Raw genomic sequence first — 25,517 nt, forward strand, 5'->3', positions numbered from 1 at the left:
TACAAATCGATGAGTTGAGTTTTGCTCGAATTGCCTGACTTACCTGTAGTCTAGTGCTAATGCACTTCGGATCACGTAAACCATCAGCGCAGCTTTGTAAGTCAGAAATCCCAAAAATATCGGTAAAATCTGTAGCTGATTCCACTGTGTTCCTACTATCATCACCGCTAAAAACACACCGAGCCTTGTCTTGCTGATGCGTTGATTTTGGCTGCCGATTCGTTCAACGTCTCTAGCCAACATCTTTAAGTAAACCACACCTGTGCTCGCCCCAAGCAAATAATTCAGGGCAATATTGAGCGAGTAAAAAATCCAAACGGAGATAAAAATAATCGCCGTAAACGCAAGGGTGTACGCCAACAACTCTTGTTGGAGGCGATAAAAGTCTTGCATGGGATTCGTTGTCTCGGACGAGACTGTCGAGACTGTTGAGACTGTGCCAGCTTGAGGAATATCCTCGGTTGCTGGTGTGGGTTCGGTGGGTGTGTTTTGCGTGTTCACGAAGCTCAGAAACTAATGCAGGTAGCAGGCGAGTGCTTTGCAAACTCAGAAAAATAATACCACGCTGCGGTAACAATACTTAAAATAAAATTAATCATATTTTTTACTTTACTGGTTTCTAGGAAGAGCCTGGGAACCGATGTCACTCTTGCTCTGCCTCGCGTGGCGAAGGGTAAATTGGAGGCTCTTCTCGCCTATCTGCGTTACGAGGCAGAACCGACTGAACGCATCATCATTTTGAGTCGGCGACCGACGACTTTCACTATGAGACAGGGGTTTGCAACCCGCTGTCGGACTGTCGGACTGTCGGGCTGTCGGATTGTCGGATTGTCGGGCTGTCGGATTGTCCAGAAGACCGACAGGGAATTAATTCCCTGTCTCATAGCACAAGTCGGTTAAAAACCGACTGAAATCCTATAATTTTTAGTCTTCTTGCAGTCGTCTTCAGAAAACTACTTCACCGCATTCAGCTTGAGGATTGCTATAACTGATAACAGTTAAAAGTCCCCATTCAACGTGGTAAAATTGGCTGCGCTTAGAGCAGCAGGTTGGACTCCGGTAACAACCCCTAAAATTTGTCCGGTAGCAACAATCCGAATTGCTGTATTGCTACCCGAAGCATCTAAGGCAATTCCTGCAAATGCAAGTCCGTTGGTGAGGGCGATCGCATCTTGACCCGCCGTAAAATCCGCAATAATATCGGCTTCAGATACATTGGAGGCCGCTGCATTCCCCCGCAGTACAAACTGATCGTTTCCAGCTTCACCCGTCAGAATATCTCTACCTAAGTCACCTACCAATTGGTCGTTACCTTCTCCTCCATTGAGCACATCGTTGTTTTGTCCGCCACGTAGGAGGTCGTCACCCGAACCGCCAGAGAGTGTATCATTTCCGAGGTTTCCAGCGATCGTGTCATTGCCGGCGTTGCCCTCGATGCGATCGTTATCGCGACCGCCCCAGAGCGTATCGTTGCCGTCGCCTCCTAGTATAGTATCGTTGCCGGCATTGCCATTTACCCGATCTGCCGATGGCGACCCTTGGATCGAGTCGTTACCATCTAAACCTTGAACCAGTAGATTGCCGACTCGAGCTGGGTCGATGGTAAAGTTATCGGCATTGGTGGAGAGGTTGAAGAACAGGCCATTGGGATCGAAGGGGGAAGGAGAAATGGTTGCAGGTGTGAAACCATATTGAAGATGATCGACCTCCCAGTTATTTTTACCGGGCACCGACAATCGAATTGATGAGATCCCGTTTTGATTGACCACTCCTAAGAATCTATCTTCTGAGGTTGTACGCGAAATACTCTCATCACCCAGCGAAAAGGGACCGATAACCCCCAGAGATTCTCCCGATGGCCCAAACGCCTCAAATAACGTGTTATTTAGCAAGTCGCCAGACCGGGGTGTGCCGCCACCATTCCTGCCAATATCCGTCCAGACAATTCCAGCATGGGTTGGTAATTGACCCCCAAGTGCATTAGCGGAAAAGTTGAAGGTAAAGCTGCTAGTCCTCAAATTCGAGAATAAGCTGCTGCTGTTTCCCCTGGCCTGACCATCAATAACTCCGTCATCGCCGTCCACCGAGTCGCTGAAGGTTGTTGCAATATTTGTTGTGGCAAACTCAGAAACAGTAACACCCGGTGTATTTAAAGCGCCGTCTTCAAAGTCTTCTAAATGAAAGTAAGTGAACCTAACTGGGCTAAATGGGCTGATGGCACTTCCTGCTGATGGATTGTTGAAAGCCCAGTAGGGCAGTGGATCAAAAAACTGAGGATTGTTAGACATGGTGTCTTGAAAGTAAATGCTACTTAAAAGTTATATTCTCGCTGAAAATGAGGCGATATGGTAAATAAATCGTTCCCAACCAACAACCTACATTGAGCGATTGCTAGTGCTGGCTACAAACTTTTTACCATATACTTATTCAATAAGTTGAAACTCTCGAACAGCCGGGAGAAAGTTTTTATTTTCGTGGCTCGATCGACTAAGCTTAATCAAAGCAAATCGCTGTAGCGGCTGCAAACTCGCCCACTGTCCCAAAGTAATTGTCACGCCGAGCTCTTGCGCTTTTGCAGAAACCGACTCCGGTACAGTTGCAGCATCCATCCACGGGGGATTTTCATCAACCGCCAAATCTGTTCCCGGTTTGCCTGTCTGTTGAATTAATATTTGATTTAGCTTTTCTCGATAATCGATAATTTCTGCTTCTGTCAAGCAAGGTTTCTCTACAAGCATTTGACGTTCTGCTTGGTTGAAATGATTCCAATCCTGCAACTTCAATTTAATGCCGCAAGTATCTAATTTGAGACGTACTTGCATGGGGATACAGCGCAAAGCTTCCACAAAATCAGCTTCAAATTCAAAGAACATAAGTCTATCAAGTTTGTTTGTGTTGCGAACAAGATTTTTTTTACCGCAGAGGGCGCAGAGAGCGCAGAGTAAGAGAAGAGAGAGAAAGAGAAAAGAAATCCATGCAGGTGAATTGCTCTTTAGCAATAATTGCAGAAAATCGAGTCAGCATTTATAATTAAATAATATTACAAACTATTGACATGGATACCGTAGACTACCTTCGGATTAGCTTGATAGACCGCTGCAACTTCCGCTGTCTCTACTGTATGCCGGAAGGTAGTGAGTTGGACTATGTATTGCAGCAGCAGTTGTTAACTCACTCGGAATTGCTAACTCTGCTGCGGGAAGTTTTTATACCCGTGGGATTTACTAAGTTTCGCTTGACGGGTGGGGAACCGCTGCTGCGCCCTGGGGTGGTGGATTTGGTGAGGTCGATCGCCTTGATGCCCGAAACGCGAGATTTGTCAATGACAACTAATGGCTTTTTGCTGGCGTCCATGGCCCAAAATCTCTACAATGCTGGTTTGCGCCGAATTAATATTAGTTTGGATTCGCTGGAACCGGAGACTTTTGATAAGATAATTGGCAGTCGGGGACGATCGCGGTGGACGCAGGTTTGGGAGGGAATTCAAGCGGCTTATCAAGCTGGATTTGACCCGCTGAAACTGAATGTTGTGGTAATTCCCGGTGTGAATGACGGCGAAATATTGGATTTAGCGGCGTTAACTATTAACCGGAATTGGCACGTTCGTTTTATTGAGTTTATGCCAATTGGCAATGGGGATTTATTTGGCGATAAGGGTTGGGTAGCTTCGGCCCAATTGCGGCAACAAATTAGCGACAAATACGGGTTATCCGAGTCGGGTGTGCGCGGAAATGGGCCGGCGGATGTGTTTCAAATTCCGGGGGCGAAGGGCACTTTAGGATTTATCAGCCAAATGTCCGAGTGTTTTTGCGATCGCTGCAACCGGATGCGTTTGTCTGCTGACGGGTGGCTGCGGCCTTGTCTGCTGAACGAAACTGGTCAAGTTGACTTAAAAACTGCTTTGCGGAATGGGGTGTCTACAGGCGAATTGCGCGATCGAGTGCGGCACATATTAGAGATGAAACCGGAAATTAATTTCAAACAGCGGGATTCGGGAACTACTCAAGGAAATTACAGCCGCACCATGTCTCAAATCGGTGGGTAATTGTCTTTAGTGCGATCGGTCATTTATGTACTTATTCCTAGGTTGCGTTGAGCTAAGCAAAACCCAACTCTCTCTGAAAGTAACAAGTTGGGTTTCGTTCCTCAACCCAACCTACAGCTACTATAGCAATCCTTGCAGGAGTCGTAAAAAATCAAGACTCCTGCAAGGATTGCTATATGCTTGCACCGCAAGCATTATAAATAACTCATTTAGCCGATATTCTTTGTTGAAGTACGGCTAATTCTATGCCTTTGGGGACTTGGAAATCACTCTCAGGGTAGAGCCTGGTTAATACCTTAACGAGTTACATTGGATACAAATGAAGGAAAAACCAAAAGTTCTCTAAACTCCCTAAGCTAAAAGCTGTTAAGCATTTAAACTCATGAGCGAAACACCCGACGCTTATACCTGAATCTTGACAGTAAATCGAAATAAGTGATTTAAATGCTCAACAGCTTAGCTCAAGTTTTCAAACCAGGGCCTCTCCTACAGACAATATTTTTTGAATAGTTGTGGCGAAGATAATTATGAAACCTAACGAAGAAAATAGCTCTAGCCGTGAAATTCATCAAGAAGTTCACACCGATGCAACTAACGGTCACGTCAGTACAACGCGAACTACTACAAGTGTTCCGAGTACAACGGGGAAGGCTTCTAAAGAAGCAGCTCATCACCAAGGTTACGTACAGGGTCAAATGGCGGAAAATCACCGCCAACTTGGAGTCCAAGAAGCCCGCGATAACGAGAATGCTGGTCGCGGGTTACTGTTAGGGATTCTTCTTACTTCTTTGGCAGGCTTAGTTCTCGGCAGTGTATATTACTTCAATCGGAGTGAGGAGGCTCCTATTCCTGCTTCTGCTCCTGTGATTGTTGTACCGAAAGCGAATCAGCCTTCAGCAACACCAGCTCCGACTCGGACGGTAGAGAGAGAAAAAACGATCGTTGAAAAGATTGTTCCGGTTCCGGTTCAACCATCTCCAGCTCAACAGGCTACGCCTGCTCCTCAACCAAGTCCAGCTCAACAGGCAAGTCCGGCTCCTCAAGCAAGTCCGGCTCCCAATATCAATATTACAATTCCAAATTCACAGCAGCAAGATGCACCCGCTCAGGAAGCAGCGCCGTCTCCATCTTCGCCGTCAAATAATACCAATACTACGGTTCCGACTCCGCAGAATGAGCCAGATTCCACTCCAACAACTCCAGCACCTGAGAGTTCAGCTACTCCATCTCCAACTCAAAATGATGGTGCTTCTGGAGCAGGTACGAGCGGCGAAACTAATACCGAAAGCCGGAGCAATTCTAATCCGACAGATACGGCTGTACCTGATAGCAACTCCGGCGCAGAGGGTGCGACTGGTTCACCACAATAAAAGTTTGATGTCGAATTAGTCCGCCACGGGTTCAAAATCCAGACTCATAGCTAAAGTCCTTTAAAGCTGATATCTGGCACCATTCTCGCTTAACAGGCAAGATGCCTGTTCCACAAAGAGTAGATTTTCTTGTGGAACAGGCATCTTGCCTGTTCCTAAAAGGCTAATTGAAAATGGTGCAACATATTAGTTAAAGAGGACTTTTTTTTAGGGTTTAAAGTGAAATCTTGCACCATTATCAATAAGCCTGCTATGAGCGGGATATCCTGCCCAACCCCTACTCCCCACAAGAAAAGTCATTCTTTGTGGAACAGGTGCGAAAGCCTGTTAAGCGAGAATGGTGAAACATCTCAGACTAACTGCATATTGTGGCTGAGCTCAAGAAACCTGGTTTCTGCGAAGGAAAACGTTTTAAGATTTTGCCAACCTATCCTAAGAAACAGTTTGGTGAACTAATTTAACTTTGCCTAAAGCCGTCTTCCTGCTGTCAAAGAGTTTCATCACCCCGGAGGAGATGGTGTCTATTACATCGGGAGAACAGTAAGAGAGAAACTCTTCCGAGGAAATATGACCGGCAAAAAACTCTTGAGCTTTCTTCAAAAAGTTTTCAGTTTCAGCAAAACCGATAGATTTGATAATAAACGTAGCTACGGGAGAGTTTTTAATATCATAGGGAGATTCTTGATTTCGTCCTATTGCTAACAAATTTAAAACCTCTTTTTCCAACTGAGTTTCTAATGGGTAGGCAATCTGTTTGTTGGGCAAGTAATCCTCCAAAACTGAGGTCTTAAATCCGGGTGCGCGCAATTCTCCCATCATAGTAGAAAGCGGAATATCGCGCCCCAAGCGGTAGGAAAGAGCTTCTAAAATGGCGATGGTAATTAGCTTGATACCCAGATAAAGTTTAGCAACTTCGATATTTTTGCGAGTTCGGGCAATCAGGTTAGCGTAGGTTGCATCGTCCGGCTCTTGCATAAACTGCTGGAAAACCAGCTCGGGTTTGAGGAAGTTCAAAAATCCTTCCATTTTTTGCAGAGACCTGCGATATCCGGCAACAGTATAGGAATTAACATTGGTCAATTCGTGGTTGGTTTCTGGCATCAAATTCCAGGTATTGTCTAAGAAATTAGAAGAATTGGGAGAGGCAAAATTCTCGACATCTCTATTTGCTAACCTGACAGCACGCTTGACAATTTCTAAGGTTTGGGCATCGCTCCATCCCAAGTTAAAATCGCGATTTGCACTTGCCAAACGCTGGTACAAAAGTTCGATCGCGCTCAAACCGCTGGGCGAAACGGGGCGAAAAGGGATAGTAGCTTCGATGCAAGCGGCGATTTCGGCGATCGTACTAGGTGGCAAAAAAGGCTCCAAAGATTTGGCAGCAATAACGGCACTCAAAAATTCGTTTTGGCCGCCAAACGGAGAGAGAGTCTTACCGGGAATAAACCCAAATACTGAGGCCACTAGCTGATACATGGCATCGTCGGGCAGTTCGGTTTCATCTCTAATAACTAACTGCGATCGCACTTCTTTGACAAAAGGACAAAGGGCGCTGCTAATATTGAAACTAACGCCCTGATCGACTTGCACGTACACGAGGTCGTGAAACAGCGCAGCCAGCACCTCGATCGGATCGACTGACCCCCCGACCTCAAAAATGTGTTCCGACGTGTGAAAGTAGCGCCAAGGCCCTCTCATCGTTTGAATAATTAGCTCAGCTATCTGCTCCAGCTTTGGAATGTCTACTCGACCTCCCAATTGCTCGATCGAGCTTACCAAGCAATCCAAGCACCGTTTTTGTTCTGCCAAAAGCTCCATTTACACACCTCCAGTGCATTCCCTGATTGTCTTGCGCTTGATTGCATGGTATCAAAACGCGCTGCGATCGTGCCATGATTTGTCACTCAAAAATTTTAAATTTTAGGGTGAAACAGGGAGAGGGGCGAGGGAAAGAGCAAGAAGGAGCAAGAGGGAGCCAGAAGGAGCAAGAGGGAGAGCGAGAAATTAAATATTAAAAATTCTGCCATTGTGGAGATTCGGGCAACTTGGGCGATCGGTATCATAAATTACAGTAAAACAGACAAAAAGTGCGTAAAAACTTGATGAATTTTTGAGGAAATTATGAGGGATTTTTGACAAAAGCTGTGGGTGGGTGGCATTGACACCAGCTTCAAGCTGCGGTGGTATAAATACTGCGTGTGGCCTCAGAATAAGATTTGTAGACGTGCCGATAAACTTCAGTTGATTAGCTTTCGGGCAGTTGGTCTAAAGCTTCCTCGATCGCCACTTTAACTGCTGCCTTGGTTTGCTGTCGCATTCCCAATGTAACACTAACAGAACTTACGCAACTGTCAATCGATTGGGCGATTTTAGATTTTAGATTGAAGAATTGAAGCATTGACTTGCGCGAGATAAATTCGGGGGCTTGCTTATCGGATACACGTTTTTGATTTCTGGACGGATGAATCACGTGGCGGGTATCCTGGATGCTTTCGGTCACAAGTCATACTGGCACCATGCAGCACAAAATCAGACAATAAACATGGGAACATCGGGGCGTTTCAGTGGCTCAATTAAATAGTGGGACAACATCAATCGAGCTTCAATACCCCCTTAATCCCTTCGTCCCCCTCTGCTGCGACTTCGTATGTTTAGAAGCAATTTAAATCGCCGAATCAACTGTTAAATACCCAACTTTTTTAAGAAGTCGGGGATCGGGGGATTGTGTCTTTTGAGCCGCTGTTTACTGCATTCTATCGATCGTCCGATACTGCACCGCCTCCGCCACATGATTAGTTTTCAAGCTTTCATCCCCCGACAAATCAGCAATAGTTCTCGCAACCTTCAAAATGCGATCGCTAGCCCTCGCCGACAGCCCCAACTTCCGAATCGCCATCTCCAACAAATTCCGAGAAGCCTCATCCAACTGACACCATTTGTTAATGTGACTGCTTTGCATTTCCGCATTACAGCGCAAACTAGATTCCGACTGAAAACGGCGAGTTGCGAGTTCTCGCGCCCGCTGCACCCTCACCCGCACCGGTTCCGACTCCTCCCCAGTCGGCTGTCGCGTAATTTCTTCAGGTTTCAAACGATTAACCGCCACTTGTAAATCAATCCGATCCATCAAAGGCCCCGAAAGTTTTGCCCAATATTGCTCCCTCTTTTGCGGCGAACAAGTACACTGTTGGATCGAATCCCCGTAATAACCGCAAGCGCAAGGATTTGTACTCGCAACTAAAGTGAATTGAGCCGGAAACATCACGGATTGTCTAGTTCGAGAAATCGTCACATAACCATCTTCCAGCGGTTGTCGCAAAAACTCCAAAACATCTCTTTTAAACTCAGTTAATTCATCCAAAAAAAGAATGCCGCGATGTGCTAAAGAAATTTCACCCGGACGCGGAAAACTGCCGCCACCTACCAAAGAAGGCCCCGATGCTGAATGGTGAGGACTGCGAAAAGGTCGATCGCCCACCAAGCTTCCCTTATCCTTCAACAACCCAGCCACCGAATGAATCTGAGTTACATCCAAAGCCTCTTCAAAAGTCAGCGGCGGCAAAATACCAGGCAAACGCCTCGCCAACATCGTCTTACCGCTCCCTGGCGGCCCCACAAAAATTAAATTGTGCCCCCCCGCCGCCGCAATTTCCAAAGCCCGCCGCGCGTGAATTTGCCCCTTGACATCCTTTAAATCTAAACCCGAAAACCGCGTTTTTGCTAACTGTTCTCGACCGTTTACTTCTACGGGCGAATACACATTAGGATTGTTTAAAAAATCAGTAACTGCAAAAATATTCTCAAAACCATAAACAGATATTCCGTGTACCAAAGCCGCTTCTGCTGCATTAGCAGCCGGTACAATCAATCCCGAAATACCCATTTCTCGTGCAGCAGCAGCGATCGGCAAAACCCCAGCCACAGCCCGCAAACTCCCATCTAAAGAGAGTTCCCCTAAAAACAAATGATCTCCCAAAAGTTCAGCGCTGACTTGTTCCGATGCTGCTAAAATGCCAATGGCGATCGGCAAATCAAAACTCGGCCCCTCCTTTCGCAAATCCGCTGGAGTCAAATTAATCACAATACTCCGCATCGGAAAAGCATATCCCGAATTTTTTAGCGTAGCCTTAACCCTTTCTTTAGCTTCTTGCACCGCAGAATCGGGCAATCCCACAACCACAATTTTCGGTAGCCCGCCTGACACATCAGCCTCAACACCAACCTTTACCGCGTCAATTCCAACGATCGATGCACTCCAAACCCTAGCAAGCATTTTTCTTTATCCTTAATTTGCCTGTCCTTGATTCATCATCTATTATGATTAACAATGACTAATGAATATCGGGAGAGGCAAGAAAAACTTTTCCTTGCCTCTTCTTTTTCTGATCTTCCTTCTCTCCTGCTAAGTCTTCCCTCTTCCCTCTTCCCGACATCCGTTACATCCGTTACATCTTGTACAGTGCTCGTTGCCGAACTTCGTTAACACCCATGACAACTCCAGAAACGCTTTTCAGCAAAATCATCCGCAAAGAGATTCCCGCAGACATCGTTTATGAAGACGACTTGGCCCTCGCGTTTAGAGATATCCATCCGCAAGCACCCGTCCACATCCTCGTCATTCCCAAACAGCCTATTGCCAAATTAGCCGATGCCGAGTCGGAAGATCATGCTCTCATGGGGCACTTGCTGCTGACTGTCAAGCGCGTAGCAGAACAACTCGGACTTAGCAACGGCTATCGCGTCGTCATTAATAGCGGCAGCGACGGCGGTCAAACTGTATACCACCTGCACCTTCACATTCTCGGCGGTCGGCAGATGAACTGGCCTCCAGGCTAAAGCCTAATTTTTACCCAGAAATTGCGGACTCATCCTCAGAAACTCGGTTGATTTCTCTTGCCAAGCGCCTCAGAAACCGGGTTTCTTTTTTCGTCAATAAACCCGGTTGATTGGCTCTTATTGAGAATGCAGCCCGCACTAGAAACCGGGTTTTCACTATTCTCCAGATAAAATTTTCCCTCTCAGAATCCACCGATGATATGTAAATAAATATTAAAAATTATCTCTTCACGACCTAATTAACAGATATTTAAATAGAAAGAGAACCGACCTAAACAAAAAAATTGCTCGAACTGCTGAACCAAGCTACAGACAATAGATTCAGTTCTTCTGGCCGCTGTATTTAACCCGTTTGGTGTGTAATTTTACTTTGTAAAAAAATACAAATATTTACTAACAATCAAGTTTTTGTAAAAGTTTGTAAAATCTTTAAATTGTCAGCAGTAATCCCTTGGCAAACTTTAGTGAATGGTGTTACTAATATAAGCGTGGGGCATCCCCACAATGAACCTTGAAAATTCAATTAAGCCATCATAAACCAAATGACAACAACCGTACAGCGTCGCGAAAGCGGCAACGTTTGGGAACGGTTCTGCGAGTGGGTAACTAGCACCGAAAACCGCATTTATGTGGGTTGGTTCGGCGTCTTGATGATTCCCACCTTGCTGAGTGCCACCATCTGCTACATCATCGCCTTCATCGCTGCTCCTCCAGTGGACATCGACGGCATCCGCGAACCAGTTGCAGGTTCCTTGATGTACGGCAACAACATCATTACTGGTGCTGTTGTTCCTTCATCAAACGCGATCGGGCTTCACTTCTATCCCATCTGGGAAGCAGCTTCCCTCGATGAATGGTTGTACAACGGCGGCCCCTACCAATTGGTAGTATTTCACTTCCTGATCGGCATTTTCTGCTACATGGGTCGTGAATGGGAACTGTCCTACCGCTTAGGTATGCGTCCTTGGATCTGCGTCGCTTACTCTGCACCAGTTGCAGCAGCCACCGCAGTATTCTTGATTTACCCGATCGGACAAGGCAGCTTTTCTGACGGTATGCCCTTGGGTATCTCCGGCACATTCAACTTCATGATCGTGTTCCAAGCCGAGCACAACATCCTGATGCACCCCTTCCATATGTTGGGAGTTGCTGGTGTCTTCGGCGGCGCTCTGTTCTCCGCCATGCACGGAAGCTTGGTAACATCTTCTTTGGTTCGCGAAACAACCGAAACTGAATCTTTGAACTACGGTTACAAATTCGGTCAAGAAGAAGAAACCTACAACATCGTCGCAGCCCACGGCTACTTCGGTCGTTTGATTTTCCAATACGCGAGCTTTAACAACAGCCGTTCTTTGCACTTCTTGTTAGGTGCATGGCCAGTAGTCGGTATCTGGTTTACCTCTTTGGGTATTTCCACGATGGCGTTTAACTTGAACGGTTTCAACTTCAACCAATCGGTTATCGACTCGCAAGGTCGCGTGATCAACACTTGGGCTGATGTCATCAATCGCGCTAACTTGGGTATGGAAGTAATGCACGAGCGCAACGCTCACAACTTCCCTCTCGACTTGGCTGCTGGTGAAACAACTCCCGTAGCTTTGGTTGCTCCTTCCATCAACGGCTAAATTTAGCTTTTGATTTAATTTGATTTAACAAAAAGCGCTCCTAGAAATAGGGGCGCTTTTTGTTTTGGAAAGTAGAATTTGAGAGATTTTTTTCTGTTAAATCCGTTAAATTTGAGATGTTGCACCATTCTCAATTAATTGTTTAGGAACAGGCTTTCCGGCCTGTTCCACAAGAAAATTAACTCTTTGTGGAACAGGCCGGAAAGCCTGTTCTTGAGAAGGGTGCAAGATGTGAGTTAAATCCGTTAAATCTGTTAAATCCCGTACACTGCGCGTTTCCGAGCTTTCTTCTTCTCGATCTATCTGATATATTGATTAAGAATTATTATTTTTAGCAATCATCAAAGTGGCGATATTTAACAGGCACAAATTTGAAAAACTGGTGGTTCATAAATCCAAAACATTAGCCTGGGCGAGCCTCTTCGTTGGCGTAGCCCCCGTAGGGGCGGGCAACGCTTACGCACTTTTCAGCGGCATTTTGATGGCATTGACAACCGCACCAGTAAATGCTTGGCTATTGGCTTGGGTAGCATTAGCTCCCCTGTGGGTTTTGGTTGTCAGTTATGAAAGGCCAAAAATAGAAGAACAAAAACAAAAATTTCTCTTTTTTCCTTCTTTCCTCAACATCCATCCGTTACATCCGTTACAGAATCCGTTGCCGAACTTCCTTCTTCCTTTACTCTGGGGAATTGGCTATCACGGATTAGCTTTATCTTGGATTATGGGAATTCACCCGATGACTTGGTTGGGAGTTCCTTGGTGGCCGAGTTTGGCGATCGCACTTTTTTGCTGGGCATTCATCACCCTCTGGGGAGCAGCCTTAGTCACCGTTTGGGCGTGGCTATTTGCGATCGCAATTTCCCAAATTAGTGGCACAGGCATCTTGCCTGTGATTTCCCCAAAAATTAGTGGCACAGGCATCTTGCCTGTGATTTCCCCAAAAATTAGTGGCACAGGCATCTTGCCTGTGATTCGCGTTTTAATTGGCACAGCTTTGTGGTGTGCCTTAGAAAGTATTTGGAGTACAGGTTCGCTGTGGTGGACATCACTATCTTACACGCAAAGCCCGCACAATTTAGCAATATTGCACCTCGGTCAACTCTCCGGGCCCAGCGCAGTAACAGCCGCCATTGTAGCAGTAAATGGCTTAATTGCCGAAGCTTTTATTGAAGGAAGAAGGAAGAAGGAAGAAGGAAGTTCGGCAACGGATTGTGTAACGGATGTAACGGATGGATGGAAGCAGAAAGAGGGCTTTTCGGCTTCGCTCAAGGTAAAAATAAGGAAGAACGAAGCAGGAAGCAGGAAGAATTGGATTGCTTATATTTTGCCTGCGAGTTTGTGTTTATTTTTGCATATTACAGGCTGGAGTTTGTACAATCGCCCTTTGAATCAAGAGGCGGGAACTTCATTAAAAATTGGCATTATTCAAGGCAATATTCCTAACGAGATTAAGTTTGACTCAGCGGGTTGGGGGCGCGCTTTGGAAGGTTACACCACGGGATACAAACAGTTAGCAGACAGGAAAGTCGATGCTGTGCTAATTCCAGAGACAGCTTTGCCTTTTATCTGGACAAACGAGTATCAGCGTTCTACTCTTTCCTTTTACCAAGCTGTACTCGAACGCGGCGTTGTGGCTTGGGTTGGAGGATTCGGACAGCAAGAGAATAGTATCACTAACAGCTTATTGGCGATCGATCGCACTGGAGAAATTGTCGGGCGCTACGATAAACTAAAGCTAGTGCCTTTAGGCGAATATATTCCTTTCTACGAAATCTTAGGCGGGATTATTAATCGGCTTTCGCCCTTAGATGCTCATTTAGTACCCGGCAATTCTAAACAATTGTTTGAGACGCCGTTTGGCCGCGCCATTGTCGGAATTTGTTACGATTCCGCCTTTGCTGAAAATTTCCGATATCAGGCGGCGAATGGAGGCGAATTTATGATCACAGCTTCCAACAATGCCCATTACAAACCGCCCATGTTGGCTCAGCACCATGCTCTCGATGTAATGCGGGCAATTGAAACTGATAGATGGGCAGTTATCGCAACTAATACGGGTTACTCTGCTTTTGTAAATCCTCGCGGCGAGACGGTTTGGAAGTCGGGAATTAATACCTATGAAGTCCGAGATGCTACTATTTATCGGCAGAAAACTCGAACTTTGTACGTGCGTTGGGGAGATTGGCTGACACCTGTATTGTTACTATTGGCTGGGTTAATGCGGTTTATTGTTAGAAATTAACCAGAAGCTTTTAGATTTTAGATTTTATCTATAAATCTAAAATCTAAAATTGTTAGTATTGGCTGGATTAATGCGGTTAATTTAAAAAAATTAACCCCTAGGTTTTAGATTTTATCTATCAATCTAAAATCTAAAATCTAAAATCTAAAATCGAAGGGTTCTACTTATCTTTCACGTGTTCGTGAACGCTAGGAGATAAAGAAATTAAATCGTCGATATTTCGCTGCATGGTAGCACAAATGTTGTCCAAAGGCAAATCATTTTCATCGTGCCCGAAGGGATTTTCTATTTCAATGCCGATTTCTTCGATGCCGAACAAAGTAAAACTAATTAAAGCCACAACTAAGCCAGTTCCCCAACCCAAATCTTTCACCATTTGAAAGGGCAGGGCTAAACAGTAAAGCAACAATAGTTGTTTCAGGTGAATTGCGTAAGCCAAAGGGATAGGCGTTTTCAAAATCCGCTCGCAGCCACCTAATACATCAATCATAGAGTTGAGCAACTCATTCATACCAGTTAACTGATAAACATCGAGGCAATTGCGCTCGTACTGCTCGTGCAAGTAATCCTCAATCCAAAAGGCAATTTCTAGAGGCGGATTGTTCATCGACTTGAGCTTTTGGTAGTGCGCTGATGACATTAACGGCTCCAAATCTGGATTGACTGACTCTTGTCGCAAGTGCAGTTTCAGGGCCACTGCAAAGGCGGGTAACAGGCGCAGAACTGACTTTTTTAGTTCGATATCCTGCGGTTCTTTTTCCTCAATTGCTACCCAGATTTGGCGCGCCAAATTGCGGACGTTGTTGATTAACGTACCCCAAAATTTTCGACCTTCCCAAAATCTTTCGTAGGCTGTATTTGTCCGAAAAACTAACAGTAAACCCAGGACAATACTCGGTACAATACTCGACAAAATGGGCAAGGAAACCGGCAACTTAAAAAAGTGCAGCAGGGAAATAAAAACTCCAAAGCAGCCGCACAGCAAAACGCGGGGCAAAATTGAGGGAATGACAGACCCCCGAACCTGTAATGCAATTTTAAACCAAGGCGGTCGATCGCCACTCATGCAAGTCTCCTCATTAAATTCAATTAAATTAGCACTCTGCGCCCTAGGGTGGGAGGCGCAAATGCCTGGTAAACTTAGTTCTTCTGCTCCAGTCGCCAGTCGATTGGAGATTCGAGATTTTAGATTGACTCCACAGATAAATATGGAGGATTTCAACTTTGGTCTAAAATTTTTTGGTCTCCACGACTGCTGTCAGCGCTTGTATCCCTATTTGGGTGCGGTGAGAGCTTCCAAAACCAGCTTTCCTACAAACAACCTTTGGATTTTAACCAAAAAACTCATCAGCATCAATCTAAAATCTAAAATCTAAAATCTAAAATTGATGGACTGAGGCACTTAATTCGGTAAGATTAATCATGTATCTTTAAACCTCAGCTTCCGTGCAAGAGCGACCGACATCTGTGCCCCCGCATTTTCACCGATTGCCAAACCAACGGTGGCAAATTTATTCGCCTCAACCACAGCAAGCCGAACAGTTTGCCGCTGAAATCGGTTTGTCGCCCTTGCTGGCACAGGTGCTGATTAACCGCGGCATAGATTCCGTTAAAGAAGTGCAAGGGTTTATCGAACCGGAATCTCTGGTTTTGCCCGCGCCAACCGATGAGTTTCCCGATTTGGCTGCGAGTGTCAAATTGTTGCGGGAGGCGATTTCGGGAGGGCAAAAAATTGCGATTTGCGGCGACTACGATGCTGACGGGATGACGAGCACGGCTTTGTTGCTGCGATCTCTGAGGACTCTGGGGGCGAATGTGGATTATGCTATTCCCAGCCGGATGCGAGAAGGTTACGGGATTAACGATCGCATTGTAGAAGAATTTCACTCGGAAGGTGTCGCTCTCATTCTCACGGTTGACAACGGAATTGCAGCTTACGGCCCGGTTGCTAGAGCGCGAGAACTCGGTGTCAAAGTTATTATTACAGACCACCACGACTTGCCGCCAAAACTGCCGCCTGCTGATGCTATTCTCAACCCGAAATTAATCGCAGAATCTTCTCCTTATCGCGGTTTGGCTGGCGTAGGCGTTGCTTATGTTTTGGCGATTACTTTGGCGATTGATATGCAGAAAGTTGGGGGGTTGGTAAATCCCCTGCTGGAGTTATTCACGTTGGGAACTATTGCGGATTTAGCACCTTTGACTGGAGTTAACCGGCGCTGGGTGAAGCGGGGTTTGCGGCTGTTGCCTCACTCGCAATTGGCGGGTATTCAGGCTTTGATTCAGGTGGCGGGAGTGCAGCCTGGAAGTGCGGAAAGTTTACCTCTTCTGAATTCAAAAAGCCAAGCTAGCAATACGTTAAAGCCTGAAGATATTGGTTTTAGGCTGGGGCCCCGGATTAATGCTGTGGGGCGGCTGGCTGACCCTCAAATTGTGATAGAGTTGCTGACTACGGACGATCGCGAATTGGCTCTCAAAAACGCGATGCAGTGCGAACAAATCAATCAGCGCAGGCAGGAGTTGTGCCAGGAAATTGAGCAGGAAGCAATTGCTTGGTGTGAGGAAAGGGCGATAGACTTGCAGCAAGAACGAGTTTTAGTTGTGGTGCAACCGGGTTGGCACCACGGGGTGATCGGGATTGTAGCTTCTCGGTTGGTGGAACGCTACGGCGTGCCTGTGTTTATCGGTACTTTTGAGGATGAGGCTGTAGGGGCGGTGCCCCCGTGCCCGCCCTCCGGTTTGCCCGCTAAAATTGTCCGGGGTTCGGCGAGGGGAATTCCTGAGTTTAATGTATTTGACGGGCTGAATTTTTGCGCGGATTTATTAACTAAATTTGGCGGACACAAAGCGGCGGGCGGTTTTTCTATGCCGGCCCAGAATCTCGACCAATTCCGCAATCAACTGTCAATTTTTGCCAATCAATGTTTGCAGCCGGAACACTTAAAACCCCTGGTTTCAGTTGACGTGCGAGCAGATTTGGCTGAGATTAATCTTGACCTTTACCGACAAATTGATGCTCTGGAACCTTGCGGGATTGAAAATAAGGCTCCTGTATTTTGGACGCCTAATGTTTGCATAACTGAACAGAAAATTGTTGGTAAAGGAGGTCACGTTAAATTAACTGCAACTCAAGATGGAAATGTATCGGCTAGTGTGAAGGCGATTGCTTGGCGTTGGGGCGAATATTTTCCTTTGCCTCGGCGGGTCGATCTTGCTTACCGATTGCGGGAAAATAGTTTTAATGGCAAGACATCGGTTGAGTTAGAATTGTTGGGCGTTCGGCTACCGGCAAATGCTGCTACTTCCAGGCCGCCGAGGTTCGGAAAAGTTGAGTTTGATTATTGCGATCGCACTTATTCTTGCAGTCTGTCTCCCGCTGGATCGATCGAGGAATTGAGAATTCGCAACTCTCAAGGGCAAGTTTTGGCTGTTGCACCCGGACAAAACATCGGTTTGTTAGGTAACTCCCGCAAAGATGCTAGAGAAGTCGATGTATCTCTACCTTTTTTTGAGAATTTGATTCAAACTGCTAAACACGCCCTGGGTATTTGATAACTCGGTATTTGAGCGGAAAGCTCGTGCTGCTGGGAAATTTGGCGATCGAGCGTTGTGAATTTTGCATAATTTACAACTCAAAACTCCCAACTCTCGATCGCCGCCTAGCGTGCTATAATTACAGGTCGCCGCCTTTAGCTGCCAAGAGAAAAATCACGATCGGGCCAGAAAGCACGACGGCTGCGAGTAAAGCTACCTGAACAATGAGTTGGTAGTCTACACCACCCATACCACTGAAAAGATCGGTTATAAAGTCCATGTGTCCTCCTGACTGTAGTGATTAACTCTAGATTGTTGAATTAGAAAATCCGCTTCTGATTTTACCGGGCGATCGACCATATTTTTTAAGGAACTTTACAAAATTCAACAAAATGTAAACTACGATCGACCTCTCAGTCACAGGAAGGGACTTGATGCCCCTTCCCGGAAAGTCTCCCCAATCTAAAATCTCCAATCTAAAATCGAACCGCCCTTTCGGGCTCTGGGCCTCCGGCGCTGGCAATTGATATACTTGAAGGGCCCCAATCTCCTAAAGTTTGGCATTTTCCACATAATGCTCCGAATCTAAAATCTAAAATCTAAAATCTAAAATCTAAAATCAAACTATGGCTACTTGGCGTTGCGTAAAGCAGTGCGGTGCTTGTTGTTACCTCGACCCAACAGAGCGCCCAGACTTAGACGAGTATTTATCAAACGACGAATTATCGCTCTATTTGAGCTTAGTCGGAGATGACGGTTGGTGTATCAATTTTGACAGAGAGACGCGAGAATGCGGAATTTATGCCGATCGACCGCGCTTTTGTCGGGTAGACTCAGAAGTATTTCAGGATATGTACGGCGTTGAGCCGACTGAATTGAACGATTTCGCGATCGAGTGCTGCTTGGAACACATAGAAGACCTTTATGGCGATCGATCCTTGGAAATGATCCGTTTCAGGCAAGAAGTCGGCATTCTGGCTCATCCTGGCAACTGATCGAGTCATCAAACAAGCAGGCGCGAAACACAAATCTTGTAGGGGCGGATTTTACAAATTGTTTGGGGGAACTGACTAATCATCTGTAAAACAAACTTATGGCTCTGTTTCTTTCAAAGATAGGAGTATAACTTCTGGATAGACTACCAAATCCTCAATCAGGGAAAATTAAACTAATGATTACTTTACAATGTAAGTTAAAACCGGAAGACTACATTAAAGCACAGTATTTGCATATGCAACCAAGCCCCTGGTTAAAGTATCTTGGCATTACTTTGTTGAGTTTGTGCTTAGTTGTTTTGGTTGCTTCAGCGCCTTCATCAGTCTCCTTGACTACTACTTTTAGTGCTTTTGCTCCTATATTCCTTTTGGGTTTGTTGTATGCGTTTATTCTATTTGCTGTTATTCCTTGGAAGGTGCGTCGAATATTTGCACAACAGAAGACACTTCATGTTGAATATCAAACCGCGATCTCTCCCGAAATGATTGAAAGCACCTCTGAAAATGGAACTATGAGGATGCGTTTGTCTGATTTTCACAAGTACAAAGTTGGCAAAGACCTAATTCTTCTGTATCATTCTCAAGCGTTATTTCATATGTTTCCGCGTCGTTTTTTTGCATCAGAGGAAGATTTCAAAACTTTTCTTTCTTACCTTGAAGCTAATCTTGGTAGTCCCAAGCGTTAGTTGAGAGGCAATTATGCCAACAAAAGTTTGTGAAGGCTGAGTTAAAGAGTTAAATCGACTGAATCTTTTAAGATACAAGGTGCGGGTTTGGTTAAAATCTAGAATCGGAGCGGCTGTATGGTTGCAAAATCTGCCCCCTCGTCTCGTTAGAATAGAAAAATCAAGGAAATATAGCGCAGTTGAGTTGAGCCATGAGCAATCGAGAGGGTTTTACGGGGGGATTTATTGCCGGAGCCGCAGTTGGCGGCTTGGTGGGTGCAGTTTTGGGCGCGGTGCTGTCGCGGCGCGCTGCTGAAGCTTTGCTGAGTGAACCTTCAGAAGCAAAGACAAGAAAGATCCGCCAGAGGAAAGCCAGCCAACTCGAAGCCGAAGGGATGGAAGTAGCAAGGCTGAGTTTAGAAGATAAAATTGCCCAACTCAATCAGGCAATAGATGACGTGCGGCTGCAACTGGGCGACGTAAACGGCAACGCGCAGCAGCACAACAGCGAGGGTTCGATCGCCCAAGACTCCTGAATCCCTTTAAAATTTTAGATTAGTCTGGCCGATCGATGCGCGCTACTGACATCTTGCACCATTCTCGCTTTACAGGCCTTTCGGGCCTGTGAAGCCAAGAGTGAATTTTATTGTGGGCCGTTACTCTTCTAGCCCGCCCGTAAACAGCCTCATGCTCCCCCTCTCCCCCAGCTATGCTAAACTTTAAGTTAAAGTGTCTGTAAACTTTACTCAAACTTCAACGAGAATATATGAGTTATTCCCTAGGCCTTTTGGCAACCACGCTGTCCACATTTCTGCAAATCTATGTAGCCCTGATGATTATTCGGGTGCTGTTAAGCTGGTTCCCTAACATCAATTGGTACGACCCCCCGTTTTCAATTTTGAGTCAGTTAACAGATCCTTACCTCAATCTATTCCGCTCGATTATCCCCCCCTTGGGAGGGATTGACTTTTCACCACTGATTGCTTTTTTTGTACTTCAGTTCGGATCGGAATTTTTGATCGGTCTTTTGACCAGCCTGCAAACATCTTTGTAGTTGGAAAAGCTTAAGTTTTTCAGCATCGAGCGTAAATTTTTTGGCCGACATAGCTGCCGGCAACTAAATTTTAGATTTGACATTTTTAGATTAACTCCCCGGTTGAAAAGCTGGGGAGTTTATCGTAAATTAGAAATGAGAAATTGCCGGCCGCTCAACAATCGAAAATCGAAAACTGCATCGCAATTTCACCGGCAGCCAACCCAAAATCTCCAAGAGTTTCGTTAGCGGCGCACCACGCCCGTAAAACCTGTAGCTTTAAATTGCTTGAGTTTCAAAGGTGTTCGTTGATTGGCTGCAACGGAAATTCTGAGCTGAAAATCGCTAACTCCGGGAGGAACTTCTTCTATAGAACCCAAGCGAGTCCGGTTTTGCATCACCGGATTGTCGTCAGCATCATAAATGCGGCCGAAAATATCGGCATTGACCACTGGTTTGCCGGTGCTATTTTCAGCTTTCCCAGTAATCAAAAAGCAGGTAGCTTCCATAGAACTGCCGCTGGTGACTGTTCCTTCTCCCATTTCTGCCGGACATTCGCGATAAGAAAGGTCTGAAAGTTTAATCTGCGTCAGAGCCCAAGCAGGTGGAGTGAATACCAAACTAAAAATTCCGATTAGGCAAGTAGCAAAAAAAAGGCTGATAGCTCGAAATTTCATAAATGGCGGGGCAAGTATATTTTAATTCTCAGCTTAGCGCGAATTGCGCCTCAAATTCCTGCTTATAGGAATTCTGAAAACTACAGCTACTTTTTGAAGAAATGGCATTAATCTAGACCTAAATGCTGACGTAAGGCTTGGCGCATCACATCGACTGGGACGGATTCTCGATCCAGCCAAATTTTTAAGGCCGCTGCTCCTTGTTGAACTAGCATGGGGAGTCCGTCAATAGCTCGCGCTCCCCGAAGTTTCGCATCTTTGAGAAACTGGGTAGGATTAGGGGTGTAAATTAAATCATAGACGATCGCACCTGCTGAAATTCGATCGATCTCACCAGCCGCAACCGGCGACTTTTCCCCCTGCGGATACATCCCCACAGGCGTCGTGTTCACCAGCAAATCTGCCTGCGAGATTAAGCTTGACAAATTATTCCAAGTATGAACCTGCAAATTCTGCACGGGCATCGGAGAATTGACCCAACTCTGCTGAAATTCCCCTAAATTTTGTTCGCTGCGGCCGACAACGTGAATCTCTGCACATCCCAATTGAACGCATCCAGCCACAACAGCCCTCGCCGCCCCGCCATTCCCCAAAATTACCGCTACTTTCTGACTCCAATCGGAACCCCCCCTAGCCCCCCCTTGGTAAGGGGGGGGACAGGATTCAACAGCCGTATTGGCCGTTTCTAAGGGAGAGGTCGCGTCTTTAGCCCCCCCTTGGTAAGGGGGGGTTGGGGGGGTGTGCAGCGGCGCGAGAAAGCCTTCAACGTCAGTATTTGTGCCGCACCAACCTTTGTCAGTCAGGTATACGGTATTGACTGCGCCGATCGCTAGGGCGATCGGGGAAACTTCTGACAACAGCGGTAAGATTGCTTGTTTGTGGGGAATCGTGATGCTAAATCCCCGAACGCCGATCGCCGCAAATCCTGCAATAGCAGCTTTTAAATCCCCTGGTTTTACCGGAAACGGCAGGTAAACAAAATCGACTCCCAAGTGGGAAATAGCAGCATTGTGCATCGCCGGCGACAAAGAATGTTCGACGGGATGACCAATTACTCCTAACAGTTTAGTCGTGCCTTTAATCATTTTTGTTAGTTGACTGTTGACTGTTTATGATTCGGCGGAGATAACTCTCAACCATCAACTCTCAACCATCAACTGTCAACTGTCAACTCTCAACTCTCAACTGTTTCCCGAAACTCTTTGGCGTCAGCCAAAATCGGATTGACATCAAACCAATAATCTTCGCCGTAACGGTATTCAAACACCCAAAGACTACGCAGCAAGATTTGGTATTTAGTTTCCCCACTCACAGTTTTGGTAGCGGATACTTGGCGCAGCAATTGCCACTCATCAGGTTCGATCGCCAAAGTAAGCTGGTGGCGGCGCTGGACGATCACATTTTCCAAAGTTTCCCGCGACAGAGGAGGGTCTTGTTTCTGCAGACAGCCATACAGTAGTTGCAGCAAATTGCGGACATGACCGCCGCTGACTCGACACAGACGATCGAGAGTTTCCGCAGAGTCGAAAACTTTGCCCACCAAAGCATAGCGCTGTGAAGGATGCACCGTTGGAAAGGCTCGCGCCAGAACCATCTGCCGCAGCAATTCCACACCCTCAGAACACTCAGAACCGTCGCTCAACTGCACCGGCACCATCGGCAAAACCTTCGGATCTACCCCAAAGCGATTGGTCAACTGGCCCAAATCGTTAGAGAAAATCAGCACCAAAGGAATTGTATACACGACGTGGCAATTTAGTCTTGCCAACTGTTCGCCGCGATCGACAAACAGGTATTCCGGCTGCAGCCGCCCCGTCGGTTTCGCGCACAGGTGTATGCGATCGAGATTGTCGATAATTACTACAAGTCCTTGTTTCCCTTGACGTTTGAGTTCTTGGTTAGCCGGTTCCAGCAACTCCTTATTGAGCGCATCTAAAATTACGTTAGTTCGCGGCTCCAAATATTGCCTCAACTCCGATCGCAGATTCGGAGCATCTTTCGCCTTAGCAGTAATTTTGCCAATTCCCAACGCCAGAGAAAATTCTCCCTCCGTGCTGGCATTTATTTCCCCAAAACCAGGGATATTAGCTTCAGCACTCAAGTCTATTTGAGTTTGAAAAACATCAGCAACCCCTTTGAGCAAAGCTTTAAAACCCGTCGGTTGCAGCTTGATTTTCATTTTCTCGATACTTTCGCTCACCTGACGAGCAACGCTCAACAAAATATCAGTGATATCTACATCTGCCATGTCTAAGTCTTTACTCGACTCAAAATAAACAACATGAAATCCTTGTTGCTGCAATTGAGCTTGCAGCCGCAGCAATTCAGTTGATTTACCAGAGCCGATGTGACCGGTGAATAATTGACAGGTAGGTGCATCCGGGGACAGACGGCTGATGGTGCGCTCCAATTGTTCTACGATCGTGCCGCCCCGCACTGAAGAGAAATCGATATAGTATTGTCGGTCTTGTTGATTTGCTACTGCCAGGGTGTAGCTGGGATTGCACGCGCTATAAAATTTCTGTAAATTTAGTTCCATACCCTGTTCGCTCACAACTACATTATGCCCTAACAGCTTATTCGTTTAGATATGGTAATAATCAGCACACATTCTCTACCTATTCTGATGTTTTATGGCGCCTTCAATATCTCGATACCTCCCTAAACCAGCACTCCAAAATTATACTTAATTTTTGCCTGCTGGGAATAAATCCACTTCACTAAAACCCATAACTAAGTAACTTATCTTCGTACAGCGACCGCGACTTCATCGACATCGCAGACGAAAATTTAGCAGTAATGTTCTCGAATAAAAGCGGCTATTTGAGTACGGTTAACCGAACAAACAAAAACAGGTAGCAATTAGGTATCCCGAAACCAGATTTTTTAAATCATACCTTCGCTATTTTCAGAATAGGTTGGGTACGAATGCCTCAACCCAACCTACTTTTTTAGAGCATTTTGACTTACGCGCGAAGGTGTTTTTTAAGCAACTGGGTTTCTCTGTGCGATATTTTGTTGGATTTACTTATTTTCGATCAATTCTACCATTTTGTGACCTACACCTGCTGCAGAAGCGGGGTTTTGGCCTGTGACTAGCCTGTCGCTGGCAACAACATGAGCCTGAAAATTAGGAACTTTGGTAAAATTAGCCCCGCGTTCAATTAATTTCGACTCCAGCAAAAACGGCACTATTCCAGTCAGTCCCACCGCAGCTTCCTCTTCATTAGTAAAAGCAGCCACAGTCTTGTTAGCAACCAAATATTCGCCATCAGATAACTTAATATTGACTAACCCGGCCGGCCCGTGACAGACAGCACCCACAACGCCACCTGCTTCGTAAATAGCTGCAGCAATCTCAGCGAGTTCTTGGTTATCCGCAAAATCCCACATTGTCCCGTGCCCGCCAGCATAGAAAATAGCGCTGTATTCTGCGGAATCAATTTGTGCGGGATTGAGCGTATTTTCAACTCGAAAAACCTGCTCGGAATCGTCTAAAAAAGCCTTATTTAGTGGGTCTTCTAAATCAACTCCAACCATTGGAGCTTTGCCGCCTTTTGGACTGACAAAATCTACGGCTAATCCGGCCTGAGTAAATGCGTCCAAGGGATGCGTCACCTCTGCGAGATAAAAACCCGTTTCTTTACCAGTGTCGCCCAGTGTATCGTGGCTGGTTAAAACAATCAGAACTTTTTGGCTAGTCATAATCTATTCCTTTTGCGGATGTCTTTGTGCCTGTTGTTTTCATCCTAGACCGAATTTATCTAGAATACAAATTATCAAACTTTCGGGTAAATATAAATATATTTATAGCAACCGCTAAGGTTTTTACCGCGTTCTTGATTCCTGAAACCATTGCGGGGAATTGCTTTCCCTGATTCCTTGTTCCTGCTTCGTTCTGCTATATGATTAACTTTCAATGTTATCGCAGCTTTATTAAGGTTTACCGCATCGGAACCGTATCGGGGCCACCCAAGTCCTCCACCTTACGCCACCGGCTGTTAGCCAACACGTCGCAGCCCTAGAGTCAGATTTGGGCAAATCCCTTGTTTCAAAGGACTCCGAGGCGGATGGTTCCCACGGAAGCGGGACAAATACTGTATACTCAAATTGCTGGTGCGATCGAGAAACTTGCATCGCTTCCCCACAAAAACTCAACAGCCCAAACTCCGCAAACCCTTAGAATCGGTACGCCGGAAGAATTTGTTACAGAAGGAATTCTCGATCGACTACCGCAGGACGATCGCACTTTTTACACCGTACAATTTGGGTTAACAGCAGAGTTAGTCCAACAACTCAAAGCCGGAAAGCTAGACATTGTAATTGCCACTCAAAAACTTACTTTATCCGATATTGAATGTCAACTGCTATTTGAGGTAAATTTCTGAATCGTTGGACTACCAAATATTGTAATTCCTATTGCTCAAGGCGTCGGACGAGATGATGTAAATCCACTCGCTCAATGGCTTCTAACCCAACCGGGTATTGCTTGCAG

The 25,517-nt window shown here is 45.9% G+C and carries 25 protein-coding genes and 1 pseudogene; 14 read left to right on the forward strand and 12 right to left on the reverse strand.

The features are described 5' to 3' along the window. Nucleotides 1–39 precede the first annotated feature (39 nt). Nucleotides 40–501: an ATP synthase subunit I gene (locus QUA50_RS03850; protein WP_333054529.1), complete on the reverse strand. Its 462-nt coding sequence runs from the start codon at nt 499–501 to the stop codon at nt 40–42. 162 nt (nt 502–663) lie between these two features. Here QUA50_RS03850 and QUA50_RS03855 point away from each other — a divergent pair, with 162 nt between their 5' ends. Continuing rightward, complete coding sequence (locus tag QUA50_RS03855) at nt 664–900, forward strand: hypothetical protein (protein ID WP_333210178.1); 237 nt, start codon at nt 664–666, stop codon at nt 898–900. A 98-nt stretch (nt 901–998) separates the two neighbouring features. Here QUA50_RS03855 and QUA50_RS03860 read toward each other — a convergent pair whose 3' ends face one another. Together QUA50_RS03860 and QUA50_RS03865 are read right to left on the reverse strand one after the other, a co-directional pair. Further along, nucleotides 999–2,288 (reverse strand): hypothetical protein, encoded by a 1,290-nt coding sequence (locus QUA50_RS03860; RefSeq protein ID WP_333259942.1) that lies wholly within the window; start codon nt 2,286–2,288, stop codon nt 999–1,001. Between the two features lie 135 nt (nt 2,289–2,423). Beyond that, nucleotides 2,424–2,873: a nitrate reductase associated protein gene (locus QUA50_RS03865; RefSeq protein ID WP_333259940.1), complete on the reverse strand. Its 450-nt coding sequence runs from the start codon at nt 2,871–2,873 to the stop codon at nt 2,424–2,426. 182 nt (nt 2,874–3,055) lie between these two features. Here QUA50_RS03865 and moaA point away from each other — a divergent pair, with 182 nt between their 5' ends. Further along, nucleotides 3,056–4,045 carry a GTP 3',8-cyclase MoaA gene (gene moaA / locus QUA50_RS03870; protein WP_333259937.1) on the forward strand — a complete coding sequence of 330 codons (990 nt, stop codon included), beginning with the start codon at nt 3,056–3,058 and terminating at the stop codon, nt 4,043–4,045. Between the two features lie 527 nt (nt 4,046–4,572). Continuing rightward, the gene (locus tag QUA50_RS03875; RefSeq protein ID WP_333259934.1) at nt 4,573–5,415 is read left to right on the forward strand and encodes a hypothetical protein; all 843 of its coding nucleotides are present in this window, start codon (nt 4,573–4,575) and stop codon (nt 5,413–5,415) included. 432 nt (nt 5,416–5,847) lie between these two features. On the opposite strand, the gene QUA50_RS03880 is transcribed toward QUA50_RS03875, so the two are convergent. The 3 genes from QUA50_RS03880 to QUA50_RS03890 all read right to left on the reverse strand — a co-directional run bounded on the left by QUA50_RS03880 (nt 5,848) and on the right by QUA50_RS03890 (nt 9,688). Beyond that, the gene (locus tag QUA50_RS03880; protein ID WP_333259931.1) at nt 5,848–7,233 is read right to left on the reverse strand and encodes a hypothetical protein; all 1,386 of its coding nucleotides are present in this window, start codon (nt 7,231–7,233) and stop codon (nt 5,848–5,850) included. Nucleotides 7,234–7,660: 427 nt separating this feature from the next. Beyond that, complete coding sequence (locus QUA50_RS03885; RefSeq protein ID WP_333259928.1) at nt 7,661–7,915, reverse strand: hypothetical protein; 255 nt, start codon at nt 7,913–7,915, stop codon at nt 7,661–7,663. Between the two features lie 243 nt (nt 7,916–8,158). Then, on the reverse strand, nt 8,159–9,688 hold the full coding sequence (locus tag QUA50_RS03890) for a YifB family Mg chelatase-like AAA ATPase (RefSeq protein ID WP_333259926.1): 1,530 nt from the start codon (nt 9,686–9,688) through the stop codon (nt 8,159–8,161). A 215-nt stretch (nt 9,689–9,903) separates the two neighbouring features. Between QUA50_RS03890 and QUA50_RS03895 the strand changes: the two genes are divergently transcribed. The 3 genes from QUA50_RS03895 to lnt all read left to right on the forward strand — a co-directional run bounded on the left by QUA50_RS03895 (nt 9,904) and on the right by lnt (nt 14,118). Beyond that, nucleotides 9,904–10,251, forward strand: a complete 348-nt coding sequence (locus QUA50_RS03895; protein ID WP_333259924.1) for a histidine triad nucleotide-binding protein — start codon at nt 9,904–9,906, stop codon at nt 10,249–10,251. A 542-nt stretch (nt 10,252–10,793) separates the two neighbouring features. After that, nucleotides 10,794–11,876, forward strand: a complete 1,083-nt coding sequence (gene psbA, locus QUA50_RS03900) for a photosystem II q(b) protein (RefSeq protein ID WP_333259921.1) — start codon at nt 10,794–10,796, stop codon at nt 11,874–11,876. A 481-nt stretch (nt 11,877–12,357) separates the two neighbouring features. Then, nucleotides 12,358–14,118 (forward strand): apolipoprotein N-acyltransferase, encoded by a 1,761-nt coding sequence (gene lnt, locus QUA50_RS03905; protein ID WP_333260254.1) that lies wholly within the window; start codon nt 12,358–12,360, stop codon nt 14,116–14,118. 160 nt (nt 14,119–14,278) lie between these two features. Here the strand turns inward: lnt and QUA50_RS03910 are convergent, their stop codons facing one another. Further along, nucleotides 14,279–15,184 (reverse strand): bestrophin family ion channel, encoded by a 906-nt coding sequence (locus tag QUA50_RS03910; RefSeq protein ID WP_333259918.1) that lies wholly within the window; start codon nt 15,182–15,184, stop codon nt 14,279–14,281. A 61-nt stretch (nt 15,185–15,245) separates the two neighbouring features. Between QUA50_RS03910 and QUA50_RS03915 the strand changes: the two genes are divergently transcribed. Together QUA50_RS03915 and recJ are read left to right on the forward strand one after the other, a co-directional pair. Further along, nucleotides 15,246–15,494, forward strand: coding sequence for a hypothetical protein (locus QUA50_RS03915; protein WP_333298495.1), 249 nt, complete (start codon nt 15,246–15,248; stop codon nt 15,492–15,494). Between the two features lie 70 nt (nt 15,495–15,564). Beyond that, complete coding sequence (recJ, locus tag QUA50_RS03920; protein WP_333259915.1) at nt 15,565–17,670, forward strand: single-stranded-DNA-specific exonuclease RecJ; 2,106 nt, start codon at nt 15,565–15,567, stop codon at nt 17,668–17,670. 121 nt (nt 17,671–17,791) lie between these two features. Here recJ and psb30 read toward each other — a convergent pair whose 3' ends face one another. Next, complete coding sequence (gene psb30 / locus QUA50_RS03925) at nt 17,792–17,932, reverse strand: photosystem II reaction center protein Ycf12/Psb30 (RefSeq protein WP_333054512.1); 141 nt, start codon at nt 17,930–17,932, stop codon at nt 17,792–17,794. A 346-nt stretch (nt 17,933–18,278) separates the two neighbouring features. Here psb30 and QUA50_RS03930 point away from each other — a divergent pair, with 346 nt between their 5' ends. The 4 genes from QUA50_RS03930 to QUA50_RS03945 all read left to right on the forward strand — a co-directional run bounded on the left by QUA50_RS03930 (nt 18,279) and on the right by QUA50_RS03945 (nt 20,366). Continuing rightward, on the forward strand, nt 18,279–18,647 hold the full coding sequence (locus tag QUA50_RS03930) for a YkgJ family cysteine cluster protein (RefSeq protein WP_333259912.1): 369 nt from the start codon (nt 18,279–18,281) through the stop codon (nt 18,645–18,647). Nucleotides 18,648–18,823: 176 nt separating this feature from the next. Continuing rightward, nucleotides 18,824–19,333, forward strand: coding sequence for a YcxB family protein (locus QUA50_RS03935; protein ID WP_333102768.1), 510 nt, complete (start codon nt 18,824–18,826; stop codon nt 19,331–19,333). Between the two features lie 191 nt (nt 19,334–19,524). Further along, nucleotides 19,525–19,848, forward strand: a complete 324-nt coding sequence (locus QUA50_RS03940) for a hypothetical protein (protein WP_333259909.1) — start codon at nt 19,525–19,527, stop codon at nt 19,846–19,848. 230 nt (nt 19,849–20,078) lie between these two features. Then, nucleotides 20,079–20,366, forward strand: a complete 288-nt coding sequence (locus QUA50_RS03945; protein ID WP_333054509.1) for a YggT family protein — start codon at nt 20,079–20,081, stop codon at nt 20,364–20,366. Nucleotides 20,367–20,590: 224 nt separating this feature from the next. On the opposite strand, the gene QUA50_RS03950 is transcribed toward QUA50_RS03945, so the two are convergent. The 4 genes from QUA50_RS03950 to QUA50_RS03965 form a co-directional block, all read right to left on the reverse strand. After that, the gene (locus QUA50_RS03950; RefSeq protein WP_190657424.1) at nt 20,591–21,022 is read right to left on the reverse strand and encodes a hypothetical protein; all 432 of its coding nucleotides are present in this window, start codon (nt 21,020–21,022) and stop codon (nt 20,591–20,593) included. A 107-nt stretch (nt 21,023–21,129) separates the two neighbouring features. After that, nucleotides 21,130–22,107 (reverse strand): shikimate dehydrogenase, encoded by a 978-nt coding sequence (locus tag QUA50_RS03955; protein ID WP_333259905.1) that lies wholly within the window; start codon nt 22,105–22,107, stop codon nt 21,130–21,132. A gap of 89 nt (nt 22,108–22,196) precedes the next feature. Continuing rightward, nucleotides 22,197–23,561 (reverse strand): P-loop NTPase fold protein, encoded by a 1,365-nt coding sequence (locus tag QUA50_RS03960; RefSeq protein WP_333259903.1) that lies wholly within the window; start codon nt 23,559–23,561, stop codon nt 22,197–22,199. 485 nt (nt 23,562–24,046) lie between these two features. Further along, the gene (locus tag QUA50_RS03965) at nt 24,047–24,727 is read right to left on the reverse strand and encodes a type 1 glutamine amidotransferase domain-containing protein (RefSeq protein WP_333259900.1); all 681 of its coding nucleotides are present in this window, start codon (nt 24,725–24,727) and stop codon (nt 24,047–24,049) included. A 256-nt stretch (nt 24,728–24,983) separates the two neighbouring features. On the opposite strand from QUA50_RS03965, the pseudogene QUA50_RS29200 reads away from it, so the two are divergent. Then, nucleotides 24,984–25,037: pseudogene (locus QUA50_RS29200) on the forward strand (hypothetical protein); the annotation flags it as partial. 31 nt (nt 25,038–25,068) lie between these two features. After that, nucleotides 25,069–25,410, forward strand: a complete 342-nt coding sequence (locus QUA50_RS03970) for a LysR family transcriptional regulator (protein ID WP_333259898.1) — start codon at nt 25,069–25,071, stop codon at nt 25,408–25,410. The last annotated feature ends 107 nt before the right edge of the window (nt 25,411–25,517 follow it).

This window comes from Microcoleus sp. M2_D5 (assembly GCF_036701935.1).
Classification (GTDB): Bacteria; Cyanobacteriota; Cyanobacteriia; order Cyanobacteriales; family Microcoleaceae; genus Microcoleus.